26 protein-coding genes are annotated in these 24,829 nt (G+C 66.3%); 16 read left to right on the top strand and 10 right to left on the bottom strand.

All coding sequences use genetic code 11. The features are described 5' to 3' along the window. Nucleotides 1-549 (bottom strand): aldehyde dehydrogenase family protein (locus M7H19_RS18525; RefSeq protein WP_298183405.1); only part of this gene is annotated, 549 nt, incomplete at its 3' end. A gap of 92 nt (nt 550-641) precedes the next feature. Further along, entirely contained in the window at nt 642-1,544 is a 903-nt protein-coding gene (locus M7H19_RS18520; protein WP_363321385.1) for a 3-hydroxyacyl-CoA dehydrogenase family protein, read from the bottom strand. Between the two features lie 126 nt (nt 1,545-1,670). Here M7H19_RS18520 and paaI point away from each other — a divergent pair, with 126 nt between their 5' ends. From paaI to M7H19_RS18485, 7 genes are all read left to right on the top strand, one after another. Further along, on the top strand, nt 1,671-2,057 hold the full coding sequence (gene paaI, locus M7H19_RS18515) for a hydroxyphenylacetyl-CoA thioesterase PaaI (RefSeq protein ID WP_298183413.1): 387 nt from the start codon (nt 1,671-1,673) through the stop codon (nt 2,055-2,057). A gap of 14 nt (nt 2,058-2,071) precedes the next feature. After that, a complete protein-coding gene (gene paaK / locus M7H19_RS18510) occupies nt 2,072-3,418 on the top strand; it encodes a phenylacetate--CoA ligase PaaK (protein ID WP_298183401.1) in 1,347 nt (448 codons plus the stop codon). Nucleotides 3,419-3,440: 22 nt separating this feature from the next. Next, on the top strand, nt 3,441-4,058 hold the full coding sequence (locus M7H19_RS18505) for a TetR/AcrR family transcriptional regulator (protein ID WP_298183399.1): 618 nt from the start codon (nt 3,441-3,443) through the stop codon (nt 4,056-4,058). A 263-nt stretch (nt 4,059-4,321) separates the two neighbouring features. Further along, nucleotides 4,322-5,203: a manganese catalase family protein gene (locus M7H19_RS18500; protein ID WP_298183396.1), complete on the top strand. Its 882-nt coding sequence runs from the start codon at nt 4,322-4,324 to the stop codon at nt 5,201-5,203. Between the two features lie 447 nt (nt 5,204-5,650). Continuing rightward, the gene (locus M7H19_RS18495) at nt 5,651-6,166 is read left to right on the top strand and encodes a hypothetical protein (protein WP_298183394.1); all 516 of its coding nucleotides are present in this window, start codon (nt 5,651-5,653) and stop codon (nt 6,164-6,166) included. A gap of 164 nt (nt 6,167-6,330) precedes the next feature. Continuing rightward, nucleotides 6,331-7,197 carry an arpA protein gene (locus M7H19_RS18490; protein WP_298183391.1) on the top strand — a complete coding sequence of 289 codons (867 nt, stop codon included), beginning with the start codon at nt 6,331-6,333 and terminating at the stop codon, nt 7,195-7,197. Between the two features lie 57 nt (nt 7,198-7,254). Next, on the top strand, nt 7,255-9,054 hold the full coding sequence (locus tag M7H19_RS18485; protein WP_298183411.1) for a choline/carnitine O-acyltransferase: 1,800 nt from the start codon (nt 7,255-7,257) through the stop codon (nt 9,052-9,054). 10 nt (nt 9,055-9,064) lie between these two features. On the opposite strand, the gene M7H19_RS18480 is transcribed toward M7H19_RS18485, so the two are convergent. Beyond that, nucleotides 9,065-9,877 (bottom strand): IclR family transcriptional regulator, encoded by an 813-nt coding sequence (locus M7H19_RS18480; RefSeq protein WP_298183389.1) that lies wholly within the window; start codon nt 9,875-9,877, stop codon nt 9,065-9,067. A 146-nt stretch (nt 9,878-10,023) separates the two neighbouring features. On the opposite strand from M7H19_RS18480, the gene M7H19_RS18475 reads away from it, so the two are divergent. Beyond that, on the top strand, nt 10,024-11,199 hold the full coding sequence (locus tag M7H19_RS18475) for a 4-hydroxybenzoate 3-monooxygenase (RefSeq protein WP_298183387.1): 1,176 nt from the start codon (nt 10,024-10,026) through the stop codon (nt 11,197-11,199). 36 nt (nt 11,200-11,235) lie between these two features. Next, a complete protein-coding gene (locus tag M7H19_RS18470) occupies nt 11,236-11,730 on the top strand; it encodes a MarR family transcriptional regulator (protein WP_298183385.1) in 495 nt (164 codons plus the stop codon). Between the two features lie 17 nt (nt 11,731-11,747). On the opposite strand, the gene M7H19_RS18465 is transcribed toward M7H19_RS18470, so the two are convergent. Both M7H19_RS18465 and M7H19_RS18460 read right to left on the bottom strand, forming a co-directional pair. Then, nucleotides 11,748-13,259 carry a long-chain fatty acid--CoA ligase gene (locus tag M7H19_RS18465; protein ID WP_298183382.1) on the bottom strand — a complete coding sequence of 504 codons (1,512 nt, stop codon included), beginning with the start codon at nt 13,257-13,259 and terminating at the stop codon, nt 11,748-11,750. A 27-nt stretch (nt 13,260-13,286) separates the two neighbouring features. Beyond that, nucleotides 13,287-14,132 carry a p-hydroxycinnamoyl CoA hydratase/lyase gene (locus M7H19_RS18460; RefSeq protein WP_298183379.1) on the bottom strand — a complete coding sequence of 282 codons (846 nt, stop codon included), beginning with the start codon at nt 14,130-14,132 and terminating at the stop codon, nt 13,287-13,289. 553 nt (nt 14,133-14,685) lie between these two features. Between M7H19_RS18460 and M7H19_RS18455 the strand changes: the two genes are divergently transcribed. The 5 genes from M7H19_RS18455 (at nt 14,686) to M7H19_RS18435 (ending at nt 18,483) form a co-directional block, all read left to right on the top strand. Beyond that, nucleotides 14,686-15,279 (top strand): hypothetical protein, encoded by a 594-nt coding sequence (locus M7H19_RS18455; protein ID WP_298183377.1) that lies wholly within the window; start codon nt 14,686-14,688, stop codon nt 15,277-15,279. A 312-nt stretch (nt 15,280-15,591) separates the two neighbouring features. Continuing rightward, the gene (locus M7H19_RS18450) at nt 15,592-16,059 is read left to right on the top strand and encodes a helix-turn-helix domain-containing protein (RefSeq protein ID WP_298183375.1); all 468 of its coding nucleotides are present in this window, start codon (nt 15,592-15,594) and stop codon (nt 16,057-16,059) included. 168 nt (nt 16,060-16,227) lie between these two features. Then, nucleotides 16,228-16,716 carry a hypothetical protein gene (locus M7H19_RS18445; RefSeq protein WP_298183373.1) on the top strand — a complete coding sequence of 163 codons (489 nt, stop codon included), beginning with the start codon at nt 16,228-16,230 and terminating at the stop codon, nt 16,714-16,716. Further along, nucleotides 16,716-17,846: an MAB_1171c family putative transporter gene (locus M7H19_RS18440; RefSeq protein ID WP_298183371.1), complete on the top strand. Its 1,131-nt coding sequence runs from the start codon at nt 16,716-16,718 to the stop codon at nt 17,844-17,846. Before M7H19_RS18445 ends, M7H19_RS18440 begins: the two co-directional genes overlap by 1 nt. A gap of 28 nt (nt 17,847-17,874) precedes the next feature. After that, complete coding sequence (locus M7H19_RS18435) at nt 17,875-18,483, top strand: hypothetical protein (protein ID WP_298183369.1); 609 nt, start codon at nt 17,875-17,877, stop codon at nt 18,481-18,483. A gap of 22 nt (nt 18,484-18,505) precedes the next feature. Here M7H19_RS18435 and M7H19_RS18430 read toward each other — a convergent pair whose 3' ends face one another. Next, the gene (locus M7H19_RS18430) at nt 18,506-19,135 is read right to left on the bottom strand and encodes a TetR/AcrR family transcriptional regulator C-terminal domain-containing protein (protein WP_298183366.1); all 630 of its coding nucleotides are present in this window, start codon (nt 19,133-19,135) and stop codon (nt 18,506-18,508) included. Between the two features lie 45 nt (nt 19,136-19,180). Between M7H19_RS18430 and M7H19_RS18425 the strand changes: the two genes are divergently transcribed. Continuing rightward, nucleotides 19,181-19,717, top strand: a complete 537-nt coding sequence (locus M7H19_RS18425) for a GNAT family protein (protein WP_298183364.1) — start codon at nt 19,181-19,183, stop codon at nt 19,715-19,717. A 165-nt stretch (nt 19,718-19,882) separates the two neighbouring features. Continuing rightward, nucleotides 19,883-20,518, top strand: a complete 636-nt coding sequence (locus M7H19_RS18420) for an HNH endonuclease family protein (protein WP_298183362.1) — start codon at nt 19,883-19,885, stop codon at nt 20,516-20,518. Between the two features lie 129 nt (nt 20,519-20,647). Here the strand turns inward: M7H19_RS18420 and M7H19_RS18415 are convergent, their stop codons facing one another. From M7H19_RS18415 to M7H19_RS18400, 4 genes are all read right to left on the bottom strand, one after another. After that, nucleotides 20,648-21,790: an ABC transporter permease gene (locus tag M7H19_RS18415; RefSeq protein WP_298183360.1), complete on the bottom strand. Its 1,143-nt coding sequence runs from the start codon at nt 21,788-21,790 to the stop codon at nt 20,648-20,650. Beyond that, on the bottom strand, nt 21,790-22,674 hold the full coding sequence (locus M7H19_RS18410; protein WP_298183358.1) for an ATP-binding cassette domain-containing protein: 885 nt from the start codon (nt 22,672-22,674) through the stop codon (nt 21,790-21,792). Before M7H19_RS18410 ends, M7H19_RS18415 begins: the two co-directional genes overlap by 1 nt. Before the next feature lie 83 nt (nt 22,675-22,757). Further along, on the bottom strand, nt 22,758-23,477 hold the full coding sequence (locus tag M7H19_RS18405; RefSeq protein ID WP_298183355.1) for a response regulator transcription factor: 720 nt from the start codon (nt 23,475-23,477) through the stop codon (nt 22,758-22,760). Then, complete coding sequence (locus tag M7H19_RS18400) at nt 23,474-24,829, bottom strand: sensor histidine kinase (RefSeq protein ID WP_298183353.1); 1,356 nt, start codon at nt 24,827-24,829, stop codon at nt 23,474-23,476. Before M7H19_RS18400 ends, M7H19_RS18405 begins: the two co-directional genes overlap by 4 nt.

Below are 24,829 nucleotides of genomic sequence, written 5' to 3'. Positions count from 1 at the left end.
ACTCGGCACGCCGGCCAGGAACGCGGGCGCGAACTTCTCCAGCGGCCCCCATACGGGGAAGTTGAACGCGTTGATCTGCACGGCCACGCCTCGCAGCGGGGTGCACACGTGCTGGCCGACGAACGTGCCGCCCTTGCCCAGTGGCTCCACCGCACCGTCGAGGTAGACGGTGTCGTTGGGCAGTTCGCGCCTGCCCTTGCTCGCGTAGGAGAACAACACGCCGATGCCGCCATCGACGTCGAATCTCGAATCCCCTCGCGTGGCGCCGGTCCGCGCCGACAACGCGTACAGCTCGTCACGGTGTTCCCGCAGGTGGGAGGCCAACGCCTTCAGCAACGCGGCGCGCTGGTGGAAGGTCAGTTCCCGCAGCGCCGGGCCGCCCACGCGCCGGCCGTAGTCCAGGGCCGCGGCCCGGTCCACGCCTTCCGAGGAGATGCGCGCGACCTGTTCACCGGTCACGGCGTCACGCAGCGGTACACCCTCGTTCTCGGCGGTATGCCAACCACCGTTCACGTAGCTCCGCAACATCGGTGTCGCCCGCTCTCCCATCACGCCTCCCTCGAATTACCAACCGACCGTTCAGAAAGTTATGGTAGCGCGCCGCCACCCCGGAAAGGAAGTGACGACGAGACGCTTTCCGGTCAACTCCAGTCGAAGAAGCCACGCCCGGTCTTGCGTCCCAGCTCTCCAGCTGCGACCTTGTCGCGCAACAGCTGCGGCGGCGCGAAACGTTCACCCAAAGTGGAGTGCAGGTATTCGGCGATCGCCAACCGCACGTCGAGACCCACCAGGTCGGTGGAACGAAGCGGACCCATCGGGTGGCGATAACCGAGTTCCATCGCGTTGTCGATGGCCGCAGCGTCGGCGACGCCCTCCTCGAGCATCCGAATCGCCTCCAGTCCGAGCAGGACCCCGAGCCGACTGGTCGCGAATCCTGGAGAATCACGGACGACGACATCGGTCTTGCCGAGCGCCCGCACCCAGCTCCGCACCCGGTGGGCCACCGATTCCCGGGTGTGCGGCGCGGTCACCACCTCCACCAACTTCGAGGGCGGAACCGGGTTGAAGAAGTGCATTCCGACGAAGCGCCCCGGCTCACGCAGGGCGGCACCGAGTTCGGCGATGGACAGCGAGCTGGTGTTGCTGGCGAGGATCGCGTCCTCGGACACCGCGGACTCGACCCCGGTGAGCACGTCGACCTTGAGGTCGGCGCGTTCGGGCACCGCCTCGACGACGAGTTCGACGTCCGAAGGCAGCAGTGTCAGGTCATCGAGCACCGTCACCCGTTCCAGAACGGTGGCGGAGTCCTCCTCCAGCTTGCCGCGTTCGGCCGCTTTGGCCAGACCGTCGGCGACTCTCTTCCGCGCCGCGGTGGCCGCGGCCGCATCGCTCTCCACAACGGACACTCGCGCGCCCTGGGTCGCGAACACCTGGGCGATGCCGGAGCCCATGCGTCCACCGCCGACCACCCCGATCGATTCGGGCACCTCGCTCGCACGCACCGCTTCCTCCGTTTCCGGGACCGGATCGACCGACCCGTTCACCCCTTGACACCCGTTCACGCGCTCGTTTTACTGAAGCTCATTAATAACCGTCCATTCGGTAAGTAAGCAAGGCGGTGGACCACCGTGTCGCACTCCGAACCCGACATCGCGGACGCAACGCGGACCATGCTCGCCACCGATACCGCCTCCACCTCCCTCGGCATCGACGTCGTGAAAGCCCGGGACGGGCACGCGGTCGCGCGGATGCGGGTGACCGAGCGGATGGTGAACGGGCACGGCATCGCCCACGGCGGTTTTCTGTTCCTCCTGGCCGACACGGCCTTCGCCTGCGCGTGTAACAGCCACGGACCGGTGACCGTAGCCGCCGGAGCCGAGATCTTGTTCGTCGCAGGCGTCCGACTCGGTGACGAACTGATCGCCACCGCCTCCGAGCGCACCCGCTACGGCCGCAACGGCATCTACGACGTCACCGTGCACCGCGAGACCCCCACGGGTCGGGAGGTGGTCGCCGAATTCCGGGGGCGCAGCCGCACCGTCGGACAAGTTCAGTAACGAGGAGTTCCCGCATGGCCACCCTGCACATCGACGTGCCGAGCACCAAGCGGCTGGGTACCGCACCGGCCGCGGCCGACCTGTCCCCCGCCGAACGCCTCAGTGTGGACGAGCTGCGCGCCCGTCAGCTGGAGCGGCTCCGCCGGACCCTGCGCCACGCGTACGAGAACGTGCCGCTCTATCGACAGAAGTTCGACGCGGCCGGGGTACATCCCGACGACTGCGCCGAGCTCGCCGATCTGGCGAAATTTCCCGTCACCACCAAAGACGACCTGCGAAAGACCTATCCGTTCGGCATGTTCGCCGTACCGCAGGAGCGGGTGCGCCGCATCCATGCCTCCAGCGGCACCACGGGCAAACCGACCGTCGTCGGCTACACCAACTCCGACCTCGACACGTGGGCGACGCTGATCGCCCGGTCCATCTTCGCCGCGGGCGGACGGCCGGGTCACAAGGTCCACGTCGCCTACGGCTACGGCCTGTTCACCGGTGGTCTCGGCGCACACTACGGGGCCGAGAAGCTCGGCTGCACCGTCGTCCCCGCCTCCGGTGGCATGACGGCCCGACAGGTGCAGCTCATCACCGACTTCCGGCCCGAGGTCATCATGGTCACCCCGTCGTATCTGCTCACGCTGATCGACGAGTTCGAACGACAGGGGATCGACCCGCGCAGCACGTCGCTTCGGGTCGGCATCCTGGGCGCCGAACCGTGGACCGAACGGATGCGCACGGAGATCGAGGAACGCCTGGACCTCGACGCGGTCGACATCTACGGCCTGTCCGAGGTGATGGGTCCCGGCGTGGCGCAGGAATGCGTCGAGACCAAAGACGGCCTGCACATCTGGGAGGACCATTTCTACCCCGAGGTCATCGACCCGGTCGAGGGAACCGTGTTGCCGGACGGCGAGACCGGCGAGCTGCTGTTCACCTCCCTCACCAAGGAGGCGCTGCCGATCATCCGGTATCGCACCCGCGATCTCACCGCTTTGCGCCCCGGCACCGCACGTCCGGCCTACCGGCGGATGGACAAGATCACCGGCCGCAGCGACGATCTGATCATCCTGCGCGGGGTGAACGTGTTCCCCACCCAGATCGAGGAGATCGTGCTCGACACCCCCGGCCTCTCCCCGCATTTCCAGCTGATGCTGAGCAGAAAGGACCGAAAAGATCACCTGACGGTGGTCGTGGAAGCGCATTCCGACACCTCGGCGGATCGTCGCGACGTGGCCGCGACCGAGGTCGCCACCAGGGTGAAGGACGGTGTCGGCGTCACCGTCGACGTCGATGTCGTCGATCCCGGAACCATCGAGCGCTCGGTCGGCAAGTTCCGCCGGGTACTCGACCGACGTCCGAGCGACTGAACCCGACTGGGATAATGAGGTCATGGCCAACACATCCCCGAACCGACCCGCCAAGCGGGGCAGGCCGGGCTATGACCTGGAGACGGTGCTCGGGGTGGCGGTCAAGCTCTTCAACGAGCGCGGCTACGACAGCACGAGCATGGAGGACCTCTCCCGCAAGCTCGGTATCACCAAGTCGGCCATCTACCACCACGTGCCAAGCAAACAGGAACTCCTGCGACTGGCAGTCAATCGGGGCCTGGACGGGTTGTTCACCGAGGTGGACAAGCTCGACGAGGTCGAGGGACGCACGATCGACAAGCTCGAGTACCTCGTGCGCGCGAGTGTCGGCGTGCTGGTCGATCAGTTGCCGTTCGTGACGCTGCTGTTGCGGGTGCGGGGCAACACGAAGGTGGAACGTGACGCCTTGGCGCGCCGACGCGAGTTCGACCAGATCGTCTCCGAGCTGGTGAGCAAGGCCGTCGCAGACGGTGACCTACGCCCCGACGTCGATCCCGCGACCGCCGCCCGACTGCTGTTCGGCATGGTCAACTCCCTGGTCGAGTGGTACCGGCCGCGCGGGGGCATCGGCGCCGACGCTCTGGCCGACACCATCGTCGCCGTGGCGTTCGACGGATTGCGCGTACGCGGCGAGGACTAGGGACCGACACCGCCGCCTCGAGTCCGACCTTTGTGGACTCACCACAGTGGTGTGGAACAACCGGTGAGCACTGTGGTTTCCTGCCGGAAGACCCCACCCACACGCGTGTTCCCCGACATACGCGCGGATCCTCCCACCAACGGTGGAATGAGGACGTTTCACTGCCTGGCCGGCCGCCGATTTGTTTGAACGCACCCACCTCGGGAAGACGATGTCCGCGTCGCTCGATGACACGCAGTGGACCTCAAGGGAGTTTTTTTTCGATGTTCTTTCACCGGCAGGAAGTGCAGTACAAGGCGACCCCGGACAAGCCCGACGCGGTCTACGCCCGCAAGCTGCAGGAGGTGCTCGGCGGCCAGTACGGCGAGATCACCGTCGCGATGCAGTACATGTTCCAGGGCTGGAACATGCACATCCCCGGCAAGTACCGCGACCTCGTATTCGGTATCGGCTCGGAGGAGTTCGGCCACGTCGAGATGCTGGCCACCATGATCGCCCAATTGGTGGAGAAGTCTCCGATCGGCGTGACGGAGGACGCGGTGCAGTCGGACCCCGCGGTGGCGGCCGTCATCGGCGGTACCGACCTGCAGCACGCGATCGTGTCGGGAGCGGGCGCCCGGCCGGTCGACAGCATGGGCAACCCGTGGCAGGGGTCGTATGTCACCGCCAGCGGGAACCTGATGGCCGACTTCACCTCAAACGCCAACGCCGAGATGCAGGGGCGGCTCCAAGTCTCCCGACTTTACCACATGACCGACGACCACGGCGTGCGGGACATGCTGGCCTTCCTGCTGGCCCGCGACACCATGCACCAGAACCAGTGGCTCGCCGCCATCGAGGAACTACGCGAGGAGGGCACCGAGAAACTGCCGGTGCCGAGCAACTTCCCGCAGAGCCAGGAACACACCGAGGTGTCGTACCAGTACCTCAACTTCAGCGACGGGCAACGCGCCGCCGAAGGGCGCTGGGCCTCCGGCCCCACACCGGACGGCAACGGCGAGTTCACCTACCACGACGGCCCCACCACCAGCGCCCCGTACCCGTCCATCACGCACCCCGACTCGCGCATCTACGGCACCACGGAATTGCCCAACACCATGGAGAAAATGGCCGGAGCCACGCAGGACAAGCTGAACAAGGGGTAGTCGAGGGGTTTGGTTCGAAAGACACGAGAGTCCATAATCTTCGGACGAGGTCGGGTTCTCCACCCCGTCCGAAGAGCCCGTCGCAGCCGGTTCACACCGATGGGCGCGAACTCCTGCCCACTTTCCTCGATCGCGCCTGCCGCGGCGACCGCTTATCCGGTCTGGCTTCCGTGCCCTGAGAGGAACCACCTGTATCGGCCCGAACCGCGATCGGCTGGTTCGCGAGCATGGTCGCCGGGCCGCGCGGCTTCCACCGACCTCGGCCCGGAGAACGGGACAGACAGCCGGCCACACCCATCCCATCGATACCCGCGAGAACCGATCTTCGCGCAGACTCGTACACGTCGGCGTGACGATGAGCGCGAACGACACACGACGACCGAGAAAAGCCCCTAGAATCCCCGTGATCCACGCCACCCCGGCGTGGAAGCGCTGCCTGGGGGATGCGTGAAATTCCGGAAATCGTACACACTGACCTGGTTCTCCGTGGCCCTGATGGCCGCCGGCGCCATCGGCACGATTCTGTTCGTCGGATGGCTGTTCAGCGACGCGGGCCGCCGCCACATCGTGATCCTCATCCTCTCGCCGCTCGTGTTCCTCATGGGCCTCTTTGGATTGATCGCCACGCTCGCGCCGCTCAGCCTGCACATCGACCAGTACGGCATCCGTGTCCGTAACAAGCGGACGCGGGTGAATCTGCCGGCCCCGGTGCCGTGGCAGGCATTCACCGCCGTCACCATCGAGCCCAAATCGGATGAGCCGGACGGCGGGCCGTACCTGGTCGTCTGGCCGTACGGACCGATTCCCGGGCTCTCGGAAGCCGAGGTGATACGCCGAGGCGACGCCGTAGGTGTTCCGGTGGTACGGCTCAGCGATCTCGCCCAGCCCGACGAGCAGCTCGCCGACGCCCTACGCCGGTTCGCCGGGCCACTCTTTCGCGAGGACACGACACCGGCGACATAGGCGGCTCGCTGAAACGCCTGCACGCCCGCCTGGAATGCCACTCGACCACGCCTTGAAAGCGGAGAAATCAGACAACAGAGTGACACAGACAGTAACCAGTCTGTCTACTATTCGTTGGCATGTGTCGAGAGCATCGAGGGCATTGAGGCGTGGGAAGGATTCCGATGAACTCTTCTGTGGCAGGCCGAACCGAGCAGGTTGTCGACACCGATCGGTATCCGATCTCCGCGCCGGAGACACCGGCCTGGTGGGAGGCGGTCGAACGGGTCCGGCAGGACCTGGAGCGCGACGGATGCAGCGTGTTGCCCGATTTCGTGCGCGGCTTCCGCCACGACGAGCTGCGGCGTGAAGGCTCCGACATCGCGCCCCACGCGCACTACGACGTCGAAGTCGTGAACGCCTACAACATCTCCACCGACACGGCTTTGCCGGAAGGGCATCCCGCTCACATCACCATGCAGCGACGCAACGCCTTCGTTGCCCGCGACCACATTCCCGCACGATCCATCATCCACCAGCTCTACACCGACCCCAATTTCCAACGTTTCCTCGCCGCGTGTTTCGGCCTGCCCGAGATCTACGAACTGGCCGATCCGCTCGCCGGACTGGTGCTCAACGTGGTGCGCCCCGGCATGGACCACCCGTGGCACTTCGACACCAACGAGTTCGCCGTTACCCTGCTCACCCAGGCGCCCGAGTCCGGCGGCGTGTTCGAATACTGCCCCGGAATCCGGTCCGAGAACGCCGAGAACTTCGCCGACGTGCGTTCCGTCCTCACCAGAGCTGGCGACCACCTGATCCGTCGCCTCTCGCTGCGCACCGGCGACCTCCAGCTGTTCAAAGGCCGCTTCGCGTTGCACCGCGTGACACCGGTGGAGGGGCCGACCGAACGGCACACCGCGATCTTCGCCTACAGCGCGCGCCCCGGCGTCGTCGGCAGCGTCGCCCGAACCCGGCAACTCTTCGGTCGGGTGACCCCCGAACACCTCGCCGAACGTCAGGCCGTCCGCGGCGACCGACTGCTGGACTGATAGCGCCTCCACCGATCCCTGCCAACCCGTGAAGCGTCCGCCCAATCATTTTCGAGGATCACCGTGAACACCCGTGAAAACTGGTCGAACAGCACCTTCGGCAACGAGGACTGCCTCCCCCGCGTCCCCTTGCCGACGTTGGAGGACAGCTGCGCTCGCTTCGTCGAGTGGTGCGCCCCTCTGCTGACCGCCGAAGAACTCGCGACGACCGAAGCGGCGGTGGCCGACTTCCTGCGCCCCGACAGCCCCGCGCACACCCTGCACGCCGAACTGCAACGCTATGCCGCCTCGGACGGTGTGCGGAGCTGGTTGGACCTGTTCTGGCCGTCACGCTACCTGGGTCGCCGGGACCGGATCGCGCTGAACGCGAACTTCTTCTTCCTCTTCACCCCGTCGTCACAAGCACAGATTTCCCGCGCCGCCTCGCTCATCGCGTCGACGGTGGACTACAAGCTGCGCCTCGACGCGGAAGCCATCCCACCCGCCTTGCAGCGTGGGCGCGCGTTGTCGATGGAGCAGAACAAATTCCTGTTCTCCACGACCCGCATCCCCGGCGAGGAGCAGGACACCGTCCGCGCGCCCTACAGTGCCGAGGAACCCGGCCCGTCGCGGGCCCGGCACATCGTGGTGTTCTTCCGGGGAAACATGTTCCGAATGGACGTGTTGGACCCCCAAGGCAACCCGTACTCGCAGGTGGACCTGGAAGCGGGGCTGGAGGAGGTCAGGAAAGTCGGTGCCGTCGCCGCGCAGAACCCGGTGGGACATCTGACCACCGAGGCGAGAGCGGAATGGGCAGCCGACCGGCGGGCGCTGCGGGCACTCCCCGGCAACGCCGACGCGCTCGACGCGGTGGAGACCGCGCTGTTCTGCCTGTGTCTGGACGACATCACCCCGGAGGACACGCAACAGGCCTGCGACCAACTGTTGCACGGTGACAGCGGTAACCGCTGGTTCGACAAGTCGGTGTCGTTCATCGTGTTCGCCGACGGCACGGCCGGTATCAACATCGAGCACTGTGGACTGGACGGCACCACGGTCCTGTCTTTCGTCGACACCGTGCTCACCACGCAGCCGGAACCCGTGTCGCCGAAGGGCTCTCCCCCGGTGACCCCCATCGAGTTCGCCCTCGACGAGGCACTGCGCACGAGTGTCCGCACCGCCGCAACCGCGTTCGCCGACTACGCCGCCGCGAACGCCACTACCACCGTGTCCTTCGACGACATCGGCTCCACTCGCATCAAGGAACTCGGCGCGTCCCCGGACGCGTTCATGCAGCTGGCCTACCAGCTCGCACACAAACGCACCAAGGGATTCACCGGCGCGACCTACGAATCGATCGCCACGCGCCAGTACCAGAACGGTCGCACGGAGGCGATGCGGGTGGTCACCCCCGAGGTGCTGCGTTTCGTCGACGTCATGGACGATCCCGACACCGACTCGGTCGAGCGTCTCTCGGCGTTCCATGCCGCGGCCACCGAACACGTGGCCCGGGCCAAGGAATGCCAGGCGGGGCAAGCCCCCGAACAACACCTGTGGGAGCTGCAACTCATCGCCAAGCGGCGTGGTGCCGAACTGGGTGTCGCCGCCGATCAGCTCGCCCTCTACGACACCCCGGGCTGGCGGATCATGCGCGACGACTACCTGAGTACGAGCTCGGCGCCCTCGACCAACATTCAGTACTTCGGGTTCGGCTCTACCAGCAGTCACTGCATCGGGGTCGCCTACGTCCTGCTGCCCGACCACGTCAACCTGTATCTGAGCACGCCACGGCCGGTGGCCGAGCAGATGCACGCGTTCGCCGAGAACCTGACCGTCGCCGTGTACGAGCTGGAGGACCTGCTCCTGGCCGACGGCTGATTTCGGCTGGTCAGCGGCCCGGTCGCCGGGGGAAGTCGTGCACGGCCCCCGGGGCCGGGCCGTCGGTGTCCTCCCGTAATCTGCGGGCGATGCCGTCGGCCGCCGCGCGCAGGTCGGGAACCAGTTTGGGCAGGTCGGCACGCGCCGAGTGCACTACCACTCCGATCGCGCCGGCGGGCTCGCCCGCCTCGGCCGGGATCGGCACGGCCACCGAGCACGAACCGAGGGTCATTTCCTCGTTCGTGAGCGCGTAGCCGCGGGTGACCGTGGTCCGTAGCTCCCGCAACAGCCTGCCCCGCTCGGTGATCGTGTATCGCGTGTGCCGCACCAAATTACGCTCTACATAGGACTGTATGACCTCCGGCTCGGCGTGGGCGAGCAGCGCCTTTCCCACCCCGGTGGAATGCAACGGCAGTCGTGTCCCGAGCCGGGAGATGGTCGGCACCGACCTGTGTCCGGAGAGCTTTTCCACGTAGAGAGCGTCGAACCCGTCGCGGACGGCGAGGTGGATGTTCTCCCGCGTCGCCTCGTACAGATCCTGCAGGAAAGGCAACGCGACCTCGCGGAATCTACTCGACACGCGAGCGAGCGAACCCAACTCCCACAGCAACAGCCCGATCCGGTAGTAGCCGTCCTCGTCGCGTTCGAGCGCGCGCTGTTGTTCGAGCTGACCGACCAGCCGGTGCGCTGTAGCCAGCGGTAGTTCCGCCCGCTGCGCGAGTTCGGTCAACGACAAGCGCGGATGGGCCGGATCGAAGGCGCGAAGAAGCGCGAACACACGGCCGCTCACCGACTGGCCCGGTTTGCCGGTGTTCCCCGCCATCGGCTGCCCTTCCACCTCGTCGCCCGGATCGACACCCGGCGTGCCGCCACTGTAGTCGCCGGGCCGACCATCACCATGGTGCGGGTTTTCACTGGATGGAAGCCAAAACTGGTCAGGAGGGCACCGTGGGTCGTTGAGTGAGGCACATGCGAACGCAAGTCGGAATCGTGGGAGCCGGACCTGCCGGACTGATGCTGTCCTTGTTGTTGGCGGAGCGGGGAATCGACTCCGTCGTCGTCGAGGCACGTAGTCGCTCGGCGATCGAGCAGACCATTCGCGCCGGTGTCCTCGAACAGGGCACGGTGGAACTGCTCGATCAGTGCGGTGTCGGCGACCGCGCGAGGGCCGAAGGTGCCAGGCACGACGGCATCGAACTCCGGTTCCGCGGCGAGGGGCATCGGATCGACTTCGCAGGTCTGGTCGGGCGGTCGGTGTGGCTGTATCCGCAGCATGAGGTGCTCACCGACCTCATCGCCGCGCGACTCGCGGCCGGCGCCGACATCCGGTTCGAGTGTTCCGACGTCGAGCTTCGCGAGGTCACGTCCGACCGACCGGTGATCGCGTTCACCGAGGCGGACGGCACCCGAGTCGAGCTGGAATGCGACGTGATCGCCGGCTGTGACGGTTCGACGGGCATCAGCAGGAACAGCATCCCGGCTTCCGCCCGCACCGACCATTTCCGGGCTTATCCGTTCGGCTGGTTCGGCATTCTCGCCGAGGCACCACAGTCAGCTCCCGAGCTGATCTACGCCCATTCCGAGCGGGGATTCGCGTTGATCAGCACGCGAACACCGACCGTGCAACGCATGTACTTCCAGTGCGACCCCGAGGAGAACGCGGACGACTGGAGCGACGACCGCATCTGGGAGGAGTTGCAGACACGCGTGGCCGGAAACGGTTTTCGACTGGCCGAAGGGCGGATCTTCCAACGCAGTGTGCTTCCGATGCGTAGTTACGTCTGCGAACCCATGCAGTACGGCCGGTTGTTCCTGGCGGGCGACGCGGCCCACACCGTTCCGCCCACCGGCGCGAAGGGCCTGAACCTCGCTGTCGCCGACGTGCTGGTGCTCGCGCAGGCACTTGAGTCCTTCTATTCGACCGGGGTCACCGAGCGGTTGGAGAACTACGGCGCCACCGCGTCCCGCCGGGTGTGGCGGGCCCAGCATTTCTCGTGGTGGATGACCTCGATGTTGCACACCGACCCGCACGGCAGTCCCTTCGACCTGCGGCGCCAACTCGGGGAACTCGATTCGGTCACCAGCAGTGTCGCGGGCTCGACCTATCTGGCCGAGGCCTACACCGGGTGGCCGCTGTCCCTCTGACGAAGGTGTCGCAAGCGACGGTGGGACGATGACGGTGTGACAGCGGATCGTCCCACCACCGGAGCACCGTCTCGAAACCCTGAGCCGCCCCTGACGTTGTACCTGGTCAAGCGGCTCGAACTCGTCGTGCGCGCACTGCTGGACGATGCTTTGCGGCCGCTCGGGGTGACCACGTTGCAGTACACGGCGCTGAGCGTGCTGCAGCGACGTGGCGGCCTGTCCTCAGCTCAACTGGCCCGCCGGTCATTCCTCCGTCCCCAGACTATGCACGAGATGGTGCTGACACTCGAACGGCGTGGGTTGATCAGCCGAGAACGCGACCCCCGAAACCGGCGGGTCCTGCTCGCCAACCTCACCGACGAAGGCGAAGCCCTGCTCGCGCGATGTGAACCGCTGGTGCTCGAACTGGAGGAGCGGTTGCTGTCCCAGCTCGGCCCGAGTGAGCGCCGAGTGTTCAGGGACAGCCTGGAACGTGGAATCTCAGTACTCGGAGCACTGGCACACGGCGGCGGTACGGAGTCGCGGGACTGACCGCACGCCCACCGGTCTCACCCGTAGAGTTCGCGGATCCTGCCTTTGAGCAGCTTGCCGGAGCCGGTGGTCGGCAGGGAGTCGACGAACTGGAATCGCCGGGGCACCTTGTAGGCGGCCAACCTCTCCCTCAAATAGGCGACGAGCTCGTCGACGACCAGCTCGACCCCCTCGGCGGGCACGATCACGGCTTTACCGACCTCACCCCATTTCTCGTCGGGGACGCCGATGACCGCGCAGACGTCGATTCCGCCGTAACCGTAGAGTTCGTTCTCCACCTCGGCCGGGTAGACGTTTTCCCCACCGGAGATGATCACATCCTTGATCCGGTCGACGAGGTAGAGATAGCCATCATCGTCCACAGTGGCCACATCGCCGGAGCGGAACCACCCGTCCCGCAGCACACGTGAGGTCTCCTCCGGTCTACCCCAATAGCCCCGCATCACGTTGGGGCCGCTGACCACGACCTCGCCCCGCTGTCCCGGCCCGACATCCTCGCCGCTCCCGTCGACGACCCGGACATCGGTGAAGAACGACGGTACTCCGGCCGAACCGATCTTCGTCTTGGCGTGCTCGCGGTCGAGGATGGTGACCCCGGGCGCCGCCTCGGTCATCCCGTAGCCCTGGACGAAACTCAGCCCACGATCAAGGTAGCGGCGAATGGTCTCGGTGGGGACGGGCGCTCCACCGCAGCTCAGGGTTCTGACACTCGACAGGTCCGCCGACAACCATCGCGGATGGGCGGCGAGCGCGTTGAACATGGTCGGCACACCGAACATCCACGTCACCCGGTGCCGCTCGATCGACTCCAGCACAGCCTCCGGGTCGAACGTGTCCTGGAGGACGACGGTACCGCCCTTGAGCAGGGTGGGCAGGCAGCTCATGCCCAACGCGGCGGCATGGAACAGTGGGGCCACCACCAGCGTGACCTCGTCGTTGGCGAGTTCACTCTCGACGAGGACGTTGACGCAGTTCCACGTGAGGTTGCCGTGCGTGAGTACGGCACCCTTGGGCCTGCCGGTGCTGCCCGACGTGTACATGATCAGACAGGGGTCGTCGAGCCCGACGGGCTCACAGACGAAGTCGGTGGGTGTCGCTTCGAACAGTTCCTCGTACTCGTGGTCCGCCCCACCACCTCCGTCCACCGCGACCGTCCGCAGGTGTCGTGCCGTAGTCGTCCGCGTGAAGGTGTCCTCGTGCTCACCGGTGTAGACGAGCACGCTCGCGCCGGAATCGGCCAACACGTGGTCGACCTCGGCGGCGGTCAGGCGGACGTTGACGGGCACGAACACCGCACCGAGCATTCCGCTGGCGAACAAGCACTCCAAGTACGCCGGTCGATTCGGCCCCAGATAGGCCACCCGGTCACCGAACCGCACCCCGAGGCGGTGTAAACCGTGTGCCACACGCGTGGCCCGCTCGTCGAGTTCGGCGTAGTCGAGGCTGCCACCGCGAAACCGAACGGCGGTCTTGTTCGGCGTCATGCGGGCACGACGCGTCGGCCAGGAACCCAAACCGTGATTGAGCATGCCTGTCCCTTCCGCCGAGAAACGCGCTCACTTGGTCGGGTCGAAGGACTCAAGCCCCGGGCGGTAGGACTTGTCGTCCAGGAACTGTTCGAGCCCCTTGGCTCGGGACCGGGCACGGTCGAGTAGCTGGGACTGCTCCAGCTTGGCGTAGAGGTAGTCCTCCGCCTGCTCCCACGGCATGTCGCGGCTCATCTTGTAGCCCAGCTTGGCCGAGTGCAGCACGACACGGTTCATCGACGCCAGCTTCAACGCCACTTCGCGAGTGCGCTCACGCAGCCGTTCGGCGGGCAGCGCTTCGTTGACCAGACGCAAACGTTCGGCCTTGCGGCCGTCGAACCGCTCCCCGGTCATGATGTAGTACAACGCATCACGCTGACTCAACGTCGCGGCCAATGCACGCGTCACCACGCCGCCCGGCGGAATTCCCCAGTTTATTTCGGACAGTCCGAATTGAGCGTTCTCGTCGGCGAAGGCCAAGTCACACGCCACCAACGGGGTGAAAGCACCTCCGAAACACCAGCCGTTGACCATGGCGATCGTCGGTTTGCTCCACTTGGCCAACCGTTTCCACTGCCACTCCGCACTCGCCCGACGCACGCGGAGCTGCACGGTGTAGTCGCCGACCTCGTCGACATCGCGGAAGTACTCCTTGAGGTCCATACCGGCGGAAAAGGCCTCGCCCGCGCCCGTGAGCACCAGAACCCGACAGCGGTCGTCTCCTTCCAAGTGGTCCAGCACGCGGACCATCTCGTCGTTCAACGTCGGATTCATCGCATTGCGCTTGGCCGGGCGGTTCAGCGACACCCACGCGATTCCTTCGTCGAACTCCACGGAAACGGTGTCACCCCACGGTTCCTCGGCACTCTGCCTCATCACGGACCTCCATAGTTGTCAGGATTGCTGATATACCAGATAGCAAGCCGCGGAACACGACGTCAACAGCCATTCACCGACACCTCGGACGATCACTCGAACACCTCATCGACGAATACGCACGGTCAGCCCCGCGCACCGTCCTCCACTCGACAGGCGGAAGACAAGAAAAACGTCGATGTCCAAGATGAAAATCAGGACAGAGCCGGTGAAAAGTCCAAAACACGCGTTTCGGCAAGAGTGATCCAGGTGAATGTCGGGGACATCTGAAGCGAAGCGAGAAAGGTCGATAATCGATCCTCGAAAACCTGATCGACCGACTGGGAACCCGGTCTCATTCGCCGTCCACTCAAGTGAAGAACTCGCCCGAGAAGTCAAAGGACACATCCATCGGATCGACAAGAAACGCGTAGAGGAGAACCCCGGTTACTCTCCTCAACGCAAAGCCGACATCATCCCCGCCTCCAGGCGAGACTTCACCACCGCCCCGTGGGACGTCCTCGGTTTACTCGGCCGGGCCACGGCCCTGTCCTCACACGGGTCCTCTCGCGCATTGTCGCAACAGTGGAACAGTCTGAAGTACATCAGCGTTTTCCAGGAGAACCCACACGACCGCATGGAGTTGTCCGTGGACGAAAAAATCCCGGAGTTCTTCCGAAAGGCCGTCCAAGCGCAGGATCTGGGCTTCGCGTTCGGGCTCGCGACCGCGCTCGACATCGCCCAACGTCGCCATCCCGAATACCGATTCGATCAACTCGCCAGAGCCTCCGAAGAGGTCCACACCACTGCGATGGGCCCGGAGCACGCATCGGCGACGACTTCCTCCAACCGGACACCGGTGTGCACCGGGACACCGGAATCGAGCTCGCCGGCATTCGCCTCGTCGGAACGGACCATGTCTTCCGGTTCCAAGGACAACGAGTGGAGGTCTTCTCGGCACTGCCCGAAAAGCTGTACACCACGCTGTACAACCAGGACTTCGAGAACTGGGAGACAGCTCGAAGGACCGTATGCGAACAGTGGCGTAGCAACCGGAAAACGCGCCGAAGCGCAGTGGGCCGAAGACCGGCGGGGGCTCATCACCATGGACGACGACGGCGCCGTATTCGGCCTGCGGGTGATGGGTACGGGGCATCCACTCGACTGACCCGCCGAACATGGCGCGACCGGCCTGCTGCGATCACCGGACTTCAGCACCGAGTCACCGAAAGCTGTGGGAGGCCATCGAGAGGCAACAGTCGGGAAGCCGACCGAGAAGCTGCCGAGAAGCTTGTGGAAGGCCGCGCCACGTGACCGAACGGCTCCGCAGGCGACTGGACGCGGTCACGTACCCCCTTCGGCACGACCTCCGATCATAGTGTTAACAGTTGTTACACACCCCGTCAACAGTTGTTACTCATTGGCGGAGCCAGTAGAGTGCCGTGCTGCCTGGCTGCTGAGTGAGCTTCGGAGCCCCACCATGAGCGAGACCCCGACCACCTTCGCCGAGAAGTTGGCATTCCTCATCGAGACGATGCACCCGGCTTCGCGGGGGCCGTACGACGACGGGGAACTCGCTCAGGCCTGGGGCGTGTCACGGCAGTACGTGTGGCAGCTACGGACGGGCAAACGCGCCGAACCACGGCACACCGTCGCCATGAAGATCGTCCGCTTCTTCGGCGTCCCGGAGGACTACTTCGTCGACGACGACACCACCGTTTCCGTGATGCGCCAGGTCCAGGACCTCATCAACGCCCGTGACGCCTCCCCGAACGCGAACGACCCACGGGAAGACGTGGAGCTTCGTCGGCTGACGTTACGGATACTCGGACTCTCCGCCGACGAACGCGAAGTCGTCTCCACGGTCGTGGACAAACTTCGACCCTACGACCAGACGCCGCGTCATCGTCGCACCCGCCGCAAGCCCATCCCACCCGACAGGGGATGACCTGGGCTCATGCACCAAGATCGCCATGACGCACCCGATAGCCGGGACGTCCCGTCCCGGTGTGTGCGGGCGGCTTCGACAAACGCGTGTCCGGTCAATTCGTCGGGAGGGGGCGACACAGTGAATCACGCCGAGGTTCGACACCGCTGCGAAACGCTCGTCGAAAACGTGCTGAACCGAACCGGCATCCCACAACCCTGGGACATCAACGAGTGGCTGAACTGTCTGGAACGGGCACGCGGACGCGACATCGACCTGTGTGCCCTGACCTGGGAACCGGGGGACGCGACGGGAGCGTGGCAGCCACGCGGCGACCACGACGTGATCGCCTACCCGGCGAACACCTCGGGCTACCACCAGAACCACATCATCCTCCACGAGGTCGGCCACATGCTGTTCCAACACCCCAGCCGTTGCGTGTTGTCCCGCAAGGAAGCGCGCCGTATCGCGCCGAACCTCAGCGCCAACGCGTTCACGCACCTGTTCGGCCGGGCCCACGGCACCGTCGAGGAATACGAGGCCGAGCAGTTCGCGCACATCCTGCACGCGAGGGTCACGACGCGGTCGGTTCCTCGCAGCCGGAACTACCGGTCTCCACAGGACGACACCACCGCCTCCCTGGCCGCTCGGCTGGCGGACACCTTCGACGAGCCGTGATGGGAAGCATCGTGAACTTGGCCGCCGGTTTCGCGGCCATCGCGGGTGGTTCGGCACGGTTGGTGTGGGCGCGCGGGAATCTCTCCCCGGCAACGCGGTACCTGTGTCTGGGGGTGATCGCGGCGGGCTTGTCGGCCGCACTGTCGGCACCGGGGGTGTTGGCGGCCGCCGCTCGCGTCGAGCCGCATCCGAACGTGACCCGGCTGTTGGTCAACTGCATCGGCATGGTCGCCGCCTGGTGTGTACACAGCCTGCTCATCCACCTGGTGACCGAGGAGACCACACGGGCTCGCACGGCGGTGCGGTTCCAGGCCGTGGTGCTGGTACTGGTCATCACCGCCATGTCGGTGCTCTTCCTGTCGGCCGAGATGACGTATCGCCCGGATTTCCTCGACGCGTTCGCCGACCTGCCCGGAGTGTACGGATACCTGCTGTTGTTCGGCGGTTATGTCGGCTGGAGCATGGTGCGGTTCGTGCAGCTCATGGGCCGGTATGCCGGGCTCACCGAGCGCCGGTGGCTCCAGGTCGGGATGCGCACCATGCAGGTCGGGGCGGGCTTCGGGGTGGCGTGGGCGGTGCACAAGGTCGTCGCGTCGACGGCCGTGTTCACCACCGGTTCGTCCTATCCCGGTTCGAGCGTGCTGGCGTCGGCGTTGCCTGCCGCCTGTGTCGCCCTGGTCGCCGTGGGGGTCTGCATCCCGGTGGGTGTCCCGGCGGTGACAGGACTGTTGCTGCGGACGAAACGGCGACGACAGTACCGGAGTCTGGAAGCGTTGTGGACGGCTCTGTCGCCGGTGATCGCCCGAGTGCGGCCCGTCGACACGGTGGGTCAGACCATTCACGAGCGGTTGAGCGCACGTGTCGTCGACATCCTCGACGCACTACTGGTGCTGGCTCCGTATCGGGACACGGCGGACAGCGGTCACGCGGACGCGGAACGAGAGGCCGCCTCGATCACCACCGCACTGGCCCGGTGGCGGTCCGGTTCCGATCCCGTGCTGGATACGGTTCCCGAGCCGGGGCGCACAATGGACGACCTCGACGGGGAAGTCGCGTGGCTCCGCCGTGTCGCACGGGCGATGCGACGACGACCCGCGCCGACATCGGACAGTGTCATCGAGGACCGGTAGAGGTCCCCAAGGACTGGCAGAGGAAGACTTGAGCGTTCGAACGGACACCGAACCCACCACCGGATCGATGTGGGCGAAGGTGCTGAGTGAAGTGTTCGCCCCCTGGGTGCTCGTGATCGTGTTGTCGGGCGCTGTGGCCTGGCAGGCGACACACGCGGTGCTGCCCGCGACCGTATGGGGCCTCGTGATCGCCTTGACCAGCAGCGTCATTCCCATGGGCGTGATCGTGTGGGGGGCTCAGCGAGGCCGGTGGGACGGACACCATGTGCGGGACCGAGAAGGCCGGTTGGTGCCTTTTCTAGCGCTGATCGTGTTGAGCGGGCTCGGTCTCGCGCTGCTGGTGGTGTTGGACGCACCGTGGCTTTTGGTGGCGTTGGACATCGCCATGCTGGTGTGCCTGCTGGTGACGGGCGCGATCACGATCTGGTGGAAGGTGTCGATGCACGCAGCCGTCGCCGCCGGCGCGGTCGCGATCCTCGCGGTGACGTACACGCCGTGGCTGTGGACACTGCTGCCCGTGGGGGGAGCGGTGTGTTGGTCCCGAGTGCGTTTGCAGGACCACACCACCGCGCAGGTGACGGTGGGGTCGGTGCTCGGGGTCCTCGTCGGAGGCGGGGTCTTCGCGCTCGTGTTGTGAGCACGGTCGTGCGCCGGTGCGTTCACGAGGCGCCGCCGACGAGGAGACCGACCCCTTGCCGCACCACATCCGTCCAACGGTGTGGGAATCGTGCCGCCGCATCCTCGAGGTGGGGGAAGGAGTCGAGCGCGACCGCCGAATAGCCGGGAGCGGCGTGGTGTGCGCGCCGGGCATTGTCGTAGGCGATGGCGTGTCCGGCGACCATCGCGGTGATCGCGTAGGACCGTCCTAGTACCTCGTCGGCCGCGGTTCCGGCGAGGCGCAGCAGACGGCACAGTTCGTCGGCCAACGACAGGTACGACGGTCCGAGCGGTGTGCGTTCGAGTACGAGCGGAGCCGCCCAGGGATGTCGGACGAGGTGGTCGAACCAGCCGAGCGCGAGTGCGGTGACGTCGTCGCCCGCGGTGGCGGTGAGCTCCGCCAATTCGGTTCCCAGCGCGTGGTCGAGCGCGAGGTCGAGCAGATCGTCGCGTCCCCGCACATGCCCGTACAGGCTGGCCGGTGCGACCCCGAGTCGCTGGGCCACCGTGCGCATCGACAACGCGGGTGCTCCCCCGTCGTCGAGTACGGCGACGGCGGCCTCGGCCAGCGCCGCGGCGGTGAGCACCCGCCGGCGTTCCCGACCTCGCCGTTCCGCCGTCCAGTACGACATGCCACCATCGTAAGCAAAACGAACACCGTTCGCTTAGGAGGTGGGATGAGGCTCCGGAACGCCCTCCCCGTCGCCCATGCCGACGTGCTGCTGCGTCCGCTCGCCGAACGGGACGCCGTCGCCTACGCCGAGGGGACCACCGATGACGCGGTACGCCGATTCGCGCACCTTCCACTACCCGAATACACCGCCGAAACCGTGCGCACTCTGGTGCGCACGGATGTCCGAGCCGGACTGGAGAACGGCACGCTCGCCGTACTGACCATCGCCGACGCGGTCGACGACATCTTCCTCGGCAGTCTCGTTCTCTTCGACATCACGGCGCACACGGCCGAGGTCGGTTTCTGGCTGTCCCCGAACGCACGCGGACTCGGCGTTGCCACGAAGGCATTGACGGCCGCGGTCGTTCTCGGCGACCGACTCGGGCTGCACACCCTCACAGCGCGTACCGACCCCGCGAACACCGCATCCCGGCGCACACTCGTCGCCGCGGGGTTCGAAACGGTGGGCGCTCCGCACGAGAGCACGGCCCCGTCCGGAGCCCACGTGCGCACCCAGCACTACCGGCTGCGTCTGAACTGAGGGCACGACGCGCCACGGTCCGGCATCGGCCGACGGACACGGTCGGCCGCTCGACGCGGGAACGTTTTTCCGCTTATTCCCTACTCCCGTCGGTTCCGCCGACGACGCTCCGGCACGCATGATCGAGGCGCCCTCCGGCCTCGTTTCTTCACAAAGGAGCTTGCCGTGCGTCGTCTCGCGGCCCTCGCCGCCGTCGCCGCCATCGGTGCGACCGTCCTCGTCACCGGGCCTTCGGCCCAACCAGCTCTCGCCTATCCACCCACACCGCCCGGTGAGTCGGTCACCCGCGACCACCTCACCCAGCTCACCGTCGCCCCCGACGACTCCATGGACGGCTACGACCGGGATCTGTTCCCCCATTGGTCCTCCCAGAACGGTACCTGCGACACCCGGGAAACCGTGTTGCAGCGGGACGGCACGAACGTCACGGTCGATGACGACTGCAGCCCGACCGGCGGCAGTTGGTACAGCGTGTACGACGCCCAGTGGGTCTCCGACAGCTCCGACGTGCACATCGACCACGTCGTCCCCCTGGCCGAGGCATGGCGCACCGGGGCACGCGACTGGAGCGACAGCGAACGTGAGTCGTTCGCCAACGACCTCGGGTCGTCACAGCTCATCGCCGTCTCGGGATCGAGCAACATGTCCAAAGGCGATTCCGGGCCGGAGCAGTGGCGTCCGGACAACACCGGCTACTGGTGCATGTACGCGCGGTCGTGGGTCGATGTGAAGTACCGCTACGACCTCACCGTCAGCGAGGACGAGGTCGCCGCTTTGAACGACTTGCTGAACAGCTGCTGAACGACAACTTGACCACGGGGTCGTGTGATGCCTCCCGCGTCACCCCGGCCCGCATTGCGAAGGCCACCTTCCACTGCACCACGTGCAGGGAAGGTGGCCTTCCTCCACCCCCGGGTTGGAGCTATCCGGTCAGTTCTCCGCGCGAGCCCACGCCTTCGTCAGGGCGACCTTTCCGCCCGTCTGCAACAACGCACCCGCGTACAACCGGGCCGCGAGCATGGTGACCACCACGACCGTGGCAGCGAGCACGCCCAGTGACGCCAACGCCTCCCAGGTCTGTGCCTCCCCGGTGAACGCCCGCACCGGCATCGCCACGGCCGCCGAGAACGGCACGTACGACATCACGGTCATCACCACCGCGTTCTCCGACAACATCAGCACCGCGAAGTACGGCCCCATGACGAGCAGCATCACCAGACCCATGCTCGTGCTGAGGTCCTCCTGCCTGCTCACGACCGCGCCCGAGACCGCCCACATCGCGGCCAGCAGCAAAAAGCCCAAGCACATGAACGGCACGAACCAACCGAGCGCGGGCAAAAGCACCGACAACAGTTCCCCGTGGTCTCCGATGCTCAGCGCGATCGGCGCCGCGATCGCCACCACGACGACCTGCCCGAGCGTCAGCAGCGCATGCCCCAGGATCTTGCCCGCCAGCAGCGCCCGCACCGGAACCGTCGCCACGAGGATCTCGACGATACGGGTCTGTTTCTCCGTCACCGTGCTCTGGGCGATGGCCACTCCGCCGATGCCGAACATGACGAACAGCAGCGCGAACGCCATGATGACCAGCGCACGTTCCCCCTGACCGACGTCGGAAGTCTCCAACAGGTCCACGGGCGGCACCGTGCCCAACGCCGTGACGACCTCCGAGGGCGGGGACGACAGCGCGACCACCCGCACCCCCGTGGCCGACTGCCCCGTGGTGTCCGGCACCACTGCGGCGTCGACCTCCTCCTCCCGAACGAGGTCCTGCGCGGCGGCGACGTCCTCCGCGGGAACGACCTCGACGTCGGCCTGCTCCAGCACCGCGTTCACCGAGGAGTCCACCACGGCGACGCTCGTGCTCCCCGTGAACAGCTTCGGCAGGACGGAGGCCGCGAACAAGGCCACGACGATCATGCCGAGGCCGATCCAGAAACCCTTCGTGCGGACGTATGTCTTGATCTCTCGCTCGGCCACCAGCCACGTCGCCGTGGCGAACGACGCGCCGCCCTCGGGCTTCTCACTCGCGTCACCGGTGCGGTGCTGCGGTTCCTGCGTGGTGACGCTCATCAGATGACCTCCTTGAAGATTTCGTCCAGCGAAGGCAGCACAGGCGTGAAACTGCGCACCGCGCCCCGATCCAGCGCCGCCCGCAACACGTCCTGGTCACCGGGCCCGCCACTGTCCAATTCGAACACAGCACGGGGGCCGTCCAGGTCGAGGATCCGCACCCCGGGCAGGTCACGCAGCCATCCCGCGTCGTTGTCGACCACGAGCTCGTACCGCGAGCCGCCGTAACGAGAGCGCAGTTCCTCGCGGTCACCGTGAGCCGCGATCCGCCCTCCCGAAATGATCACCAGGTCGTCGCAGAGCTGCTCGACGATCGCGAGCTGGTGGCTGGAGAACAACACGGGCACGCCCTCGGCGGCCCGCTCACGCAGCACGCTCAACACCGTGTCGACGGCGATGGGGTCGAGCCCGGAGAACGGCTCGTCGAGGATCAGCAGCGCGGGATCATGCACCAGTGCCGCTGCCACCTGGACGCGCTGCTGGTTACCGAGCGACAGGTCTTCCAGCTTGTCGTTCGCCCGTCCCCCCAGGTCCAACTGTTCGAGCAGGCGCTTGGTGTTGCGACGTGCCGTGGCGCGGTCCAGACCGTGCAGCTGGCCGAGCCACTCGACCTGCTCGCCGATCTTCATCTTCGGATACAACCCACGCTCTTCCGGCATGTAACCGAAACGCTGGCGCAGTGACGGGGTCACCGAGCTGCCGTTCCACGTCACCGACCCTCCGTGAGGGGCGAGCACCCCGAGGATGATGCGCATCGTGGTCGTCTTGCCCGCGCCGTTGGCGCCGAGGAAGCCCGTCATTCGGCCCGGGCGCACCTCGAACGACACGTCGTCGAGCACCCGGTTCTCACCGAACCGGCGGCTGATCCCTGTCACTGTCAACATGCCGGTCAGTCAAGCAGGAATCGAACACCGTGTCGTCCAACCGGGGGACGATTGCTCCCTCCTCCGAGGGAGGGACACGACAATCAAGCGCTACCGGGAGTGACGATTCCGTTCTCGTAGGCGAACACGACGGCGTGGGTGCGGTCCCGCAGATTCAACTTGGTGAGAATGCGGGACACATGTGTCTTCACAGTGGTCTCGCCGAGGAACAGCTGTTGGGCGATCTCCGCGTTGCTCGCCCCCTTGGCGAGCAACGACAACACCTCGAACTCCCGGTCGGTGAGCTCCTCCGGACGACTCGGCGGCCCGGCTACCGCCATCGGCGTGGAGAACCGCGCGATCACCCGACGGGTGACCTCGGGCGACAGCAACGCGTCACCACGCGCGACGATCCGAACGGACTCGATCAAATCCTCCGGCGAGGCGTTTTTGAGCAGGAACCCGCTCGCTCCCGCACGCAACGCCTCGAACAGGTAGTCCTCCCGGTCGAACGTCGTGAGGATGATGACCTTCGTCGGGTGGGCGGCCCCGGAGGAACCGAGCAGCCGGCGGGTCGCCTCCAGGCCGTCGAGCCTCGGCATCTGAACGTCCATGAGGACGACGTCCGCCCGCTCGCGCGTGGCGACCTCGACCGCTTCCCGACCGTCCCCGGCCTCGCCGACCACCTCGATACCTTCGCCGGAGGACAGGATCACCCGGAACCCGGCGCGCACGAGGTGCTGGTCGTCCGCGAGTACGACCCGCAACGGCCTGTCGTCGTCGCCTTTCGCGGGCACCGCTTCGTCGGTCACCGGGTCGGTCACCAGCTGCTGTCCTCCTCGGCCACGCCGTTTTCCGTCCACCCTTTGCTCACCTGTGGGCGGGGGAACCTCGCGCGAACACGGTACCCCTCCTGCCGCCGCGGCCCCGTCTCCAGTTCACCGCCGTGCACGGCGACGCGCTCGCGCATCCCCAGCAGTCCGAGGCCGGTGCCCTGCTTCCGCCCCGGGCCGGAGGGGCCGCGCCCGTCATCGGTGATCTCCACTTCGAGGCCGACGTCGAGATAGCGCAGGCGCACTTCCACCGAGCGGGCCGCGGCGTGTTTGACCACGTTCGTCAACGCCTCCTGCACCACCCGGTAGGCCGTCAAAGCCACACCGTCCGACACGGGATAGGGCTCGCCGTAGATCGCGAACGTGGCTTCCAGCTCGGCCGATCGCGTGTGCTCCACGAGATCGGGCAGCTCGGTCAGTCCGGGAGAAGCGGCGTGTGACGTGTCGTCGGTGTCCTCGGACCGCTCCTCGGATCCGGGGTCTGCTCGGAGCACGCCGAGCAGACCCCGCAGTTCGTCGATGGCGGTACGGGCCGTCTGCTCGACCGTGTCCAACGCCGTTCGCGCGAGCTCGGGATCGGTGTCGAGCACTCGACGTGCCGCCCCGGCCTGGATCCCCATCACCGACACGTGGTGCGCCACGACATCGTGCAGATCCCGGGCGATGCGGACGCGTTCGGCCACGATCGCCCCGCGAGTGTTCTCCTCCTGCGACAACCGCAGCTGCTGCGCCTGGTCCTCCAACTCGGCCTGGCGACGGGCCGACAGCCACGCCACCTCGCCGAAGAAGTAGGCGGACAGGAAGAACACCAGGTTGAAGACGATGTTGTAGAGCACGGCGGCCAACACCGGATCCAACGGACCCGGTGCGGTCGGAAAGGGCTCGGGGGCGAACAACTCCTTGACGATCGACAGCCCGAGCCAGCAGAACATCACCACGATGACGCCGACACGCGACCACCGCGCCGCGGCCCGATTACGTTCCCATGCCCCGACGGTGTAGATGGCGAGGAACAAGGCGATGGACGGCACCAGATTGTCGCCGAGCTGCCGGGCCTGCACGAAGATGAACAGGACACTGACCACGGCGAGTACGGCCAGCGGATAGCGGCGACGCACGACCAACGGCGCGGTGACGGCCGCGCCCAACAGCAGCTGTTCACCCAGCGATGGGGCCTGACCGAACGCGAGAAACCCCATGCTGTTGACCAGCAGGAGCGTGAACTCGGCTCCGGCGAGCACTGCCAGCGCACTCCATATGTCGCGACGTTGCTGCCGAGGAGTGGGAAGTGGGCGTCGCCACTGCTGCCAAACCGGTTCGCTGTCCTCGCTCGCCCTTGCCAC

This window comes from Saccharomonospora sp. (assembly GCF_027317685.1).
Lineage (GTDB): Bacteria > Actinomycetota > Actinomycetes > Mycobacteriales > Pseudonocardiaceae > Saccharomonospora.
This window is presented reverse-complemented; position numbering and strand designations above follow the sequence as displayed.

Coding starts and splice junctions, on each gene's coding strand:
- M7H19_RS18460 (WP_298183379.1), bottom strand. CDS start 14,132: ATGAGGCAGAGTGCCGAGGAACCGTGGGGTGACACCGTTTCCGTGGAG.
- M7H19_RS18500 (WP_298183396.1), top strand. CDS start 4,322: ATGTTCTTTCACCGGCAGGAAGTGCAGTACAAGGCGACCCCGGACAAG.
- M7H19_RS18480 (WP_298183389.1), bottom strand. CDS start 9,877: ATGGCGGGGAACACCGGCAAACCGGGCCAGTCGGTGAGCGGCCGTGTG.
- M7H19_RS18415 (WP_298183360.1), bottom strand. CDS start 21,790: ATGAGCGTCACCACGCAGGAACCGCAGCACCGCACCGGTGACGCGAGT.
- M7H19_RS18425 (WP_298183364.1), top strand. CDS start 19,181: ATGAGGCTCCGGAACGCCCTCCCCGTCGCCCATGCCGACGTGCTGCTG.
- M7H19_RS18430 (WP_298183366.1), bottom strand. CDS start 19,135: ATGTCGTACTGGACGGCGGAACGGCGAGGTCGGGAACGCCGGCGGGTG.
- M7H19_RS18490 (WP_298183391.1), top strand. CDS start 6,331: ATGAACTCTTCTGTGGCAGGCCGAACCGAGCAGGTTGTCGACACCGAT.
- M7H19_RS18505 (WP_298183399.1), top strand. CDS start 3,441: ATGGCCAACACATCCCCGAACCGACCCGCCAAGCGGGGCAGGCCGGGC.
- paaI (WP_298183413.1), top strand. CDS start 1,671: ATGCTCGCCACCGATACCGCCTCCACCTCCCTCGGCATCGACGTCGTG.
- M7H19_RS18450 (WP_298183375.1), top strand. CDS start 15,592: ATGAGCGAGACCCCGACCACCTTCGCCGAGAAGTTGGCATTCCTCATC.
- M7H19_RS18465 (WP_298183382.1), bottom strand. CDS start 13,259: ATGCTCAATCACGGTTTGGGTTCCTGGCCGACGCGTCGTGCCCGCATG.
- M7H19_RS18410 (WP_298183358.1), bottom strand. CDS start 22,674: ATGTTGACAGTGACAGGGATCAGCCGCCGGTTCGGTGAGAACCGGGTG.
- M7H19_RS18475 (WP_298183387.1), top strand. CDS start 10,024: ATGCGAACGCAAGTCGGAATCGTGGGAGCCGGACCTGCCGGACTGATG.
- M7H19_RS18440 (WP_298183371.1), top strand. CDS start 16,716: ATGGGAAGCATCGTGAACTTGGCCGCCGGTTTCGCGGCCATCGCGGGT.
- paaK (WP_298183401.1), top strand. CDS start 2,072: ATGGCCACCCTGCACATCGACGTGCCGAGCACCAAGCGGCTGGGTACC.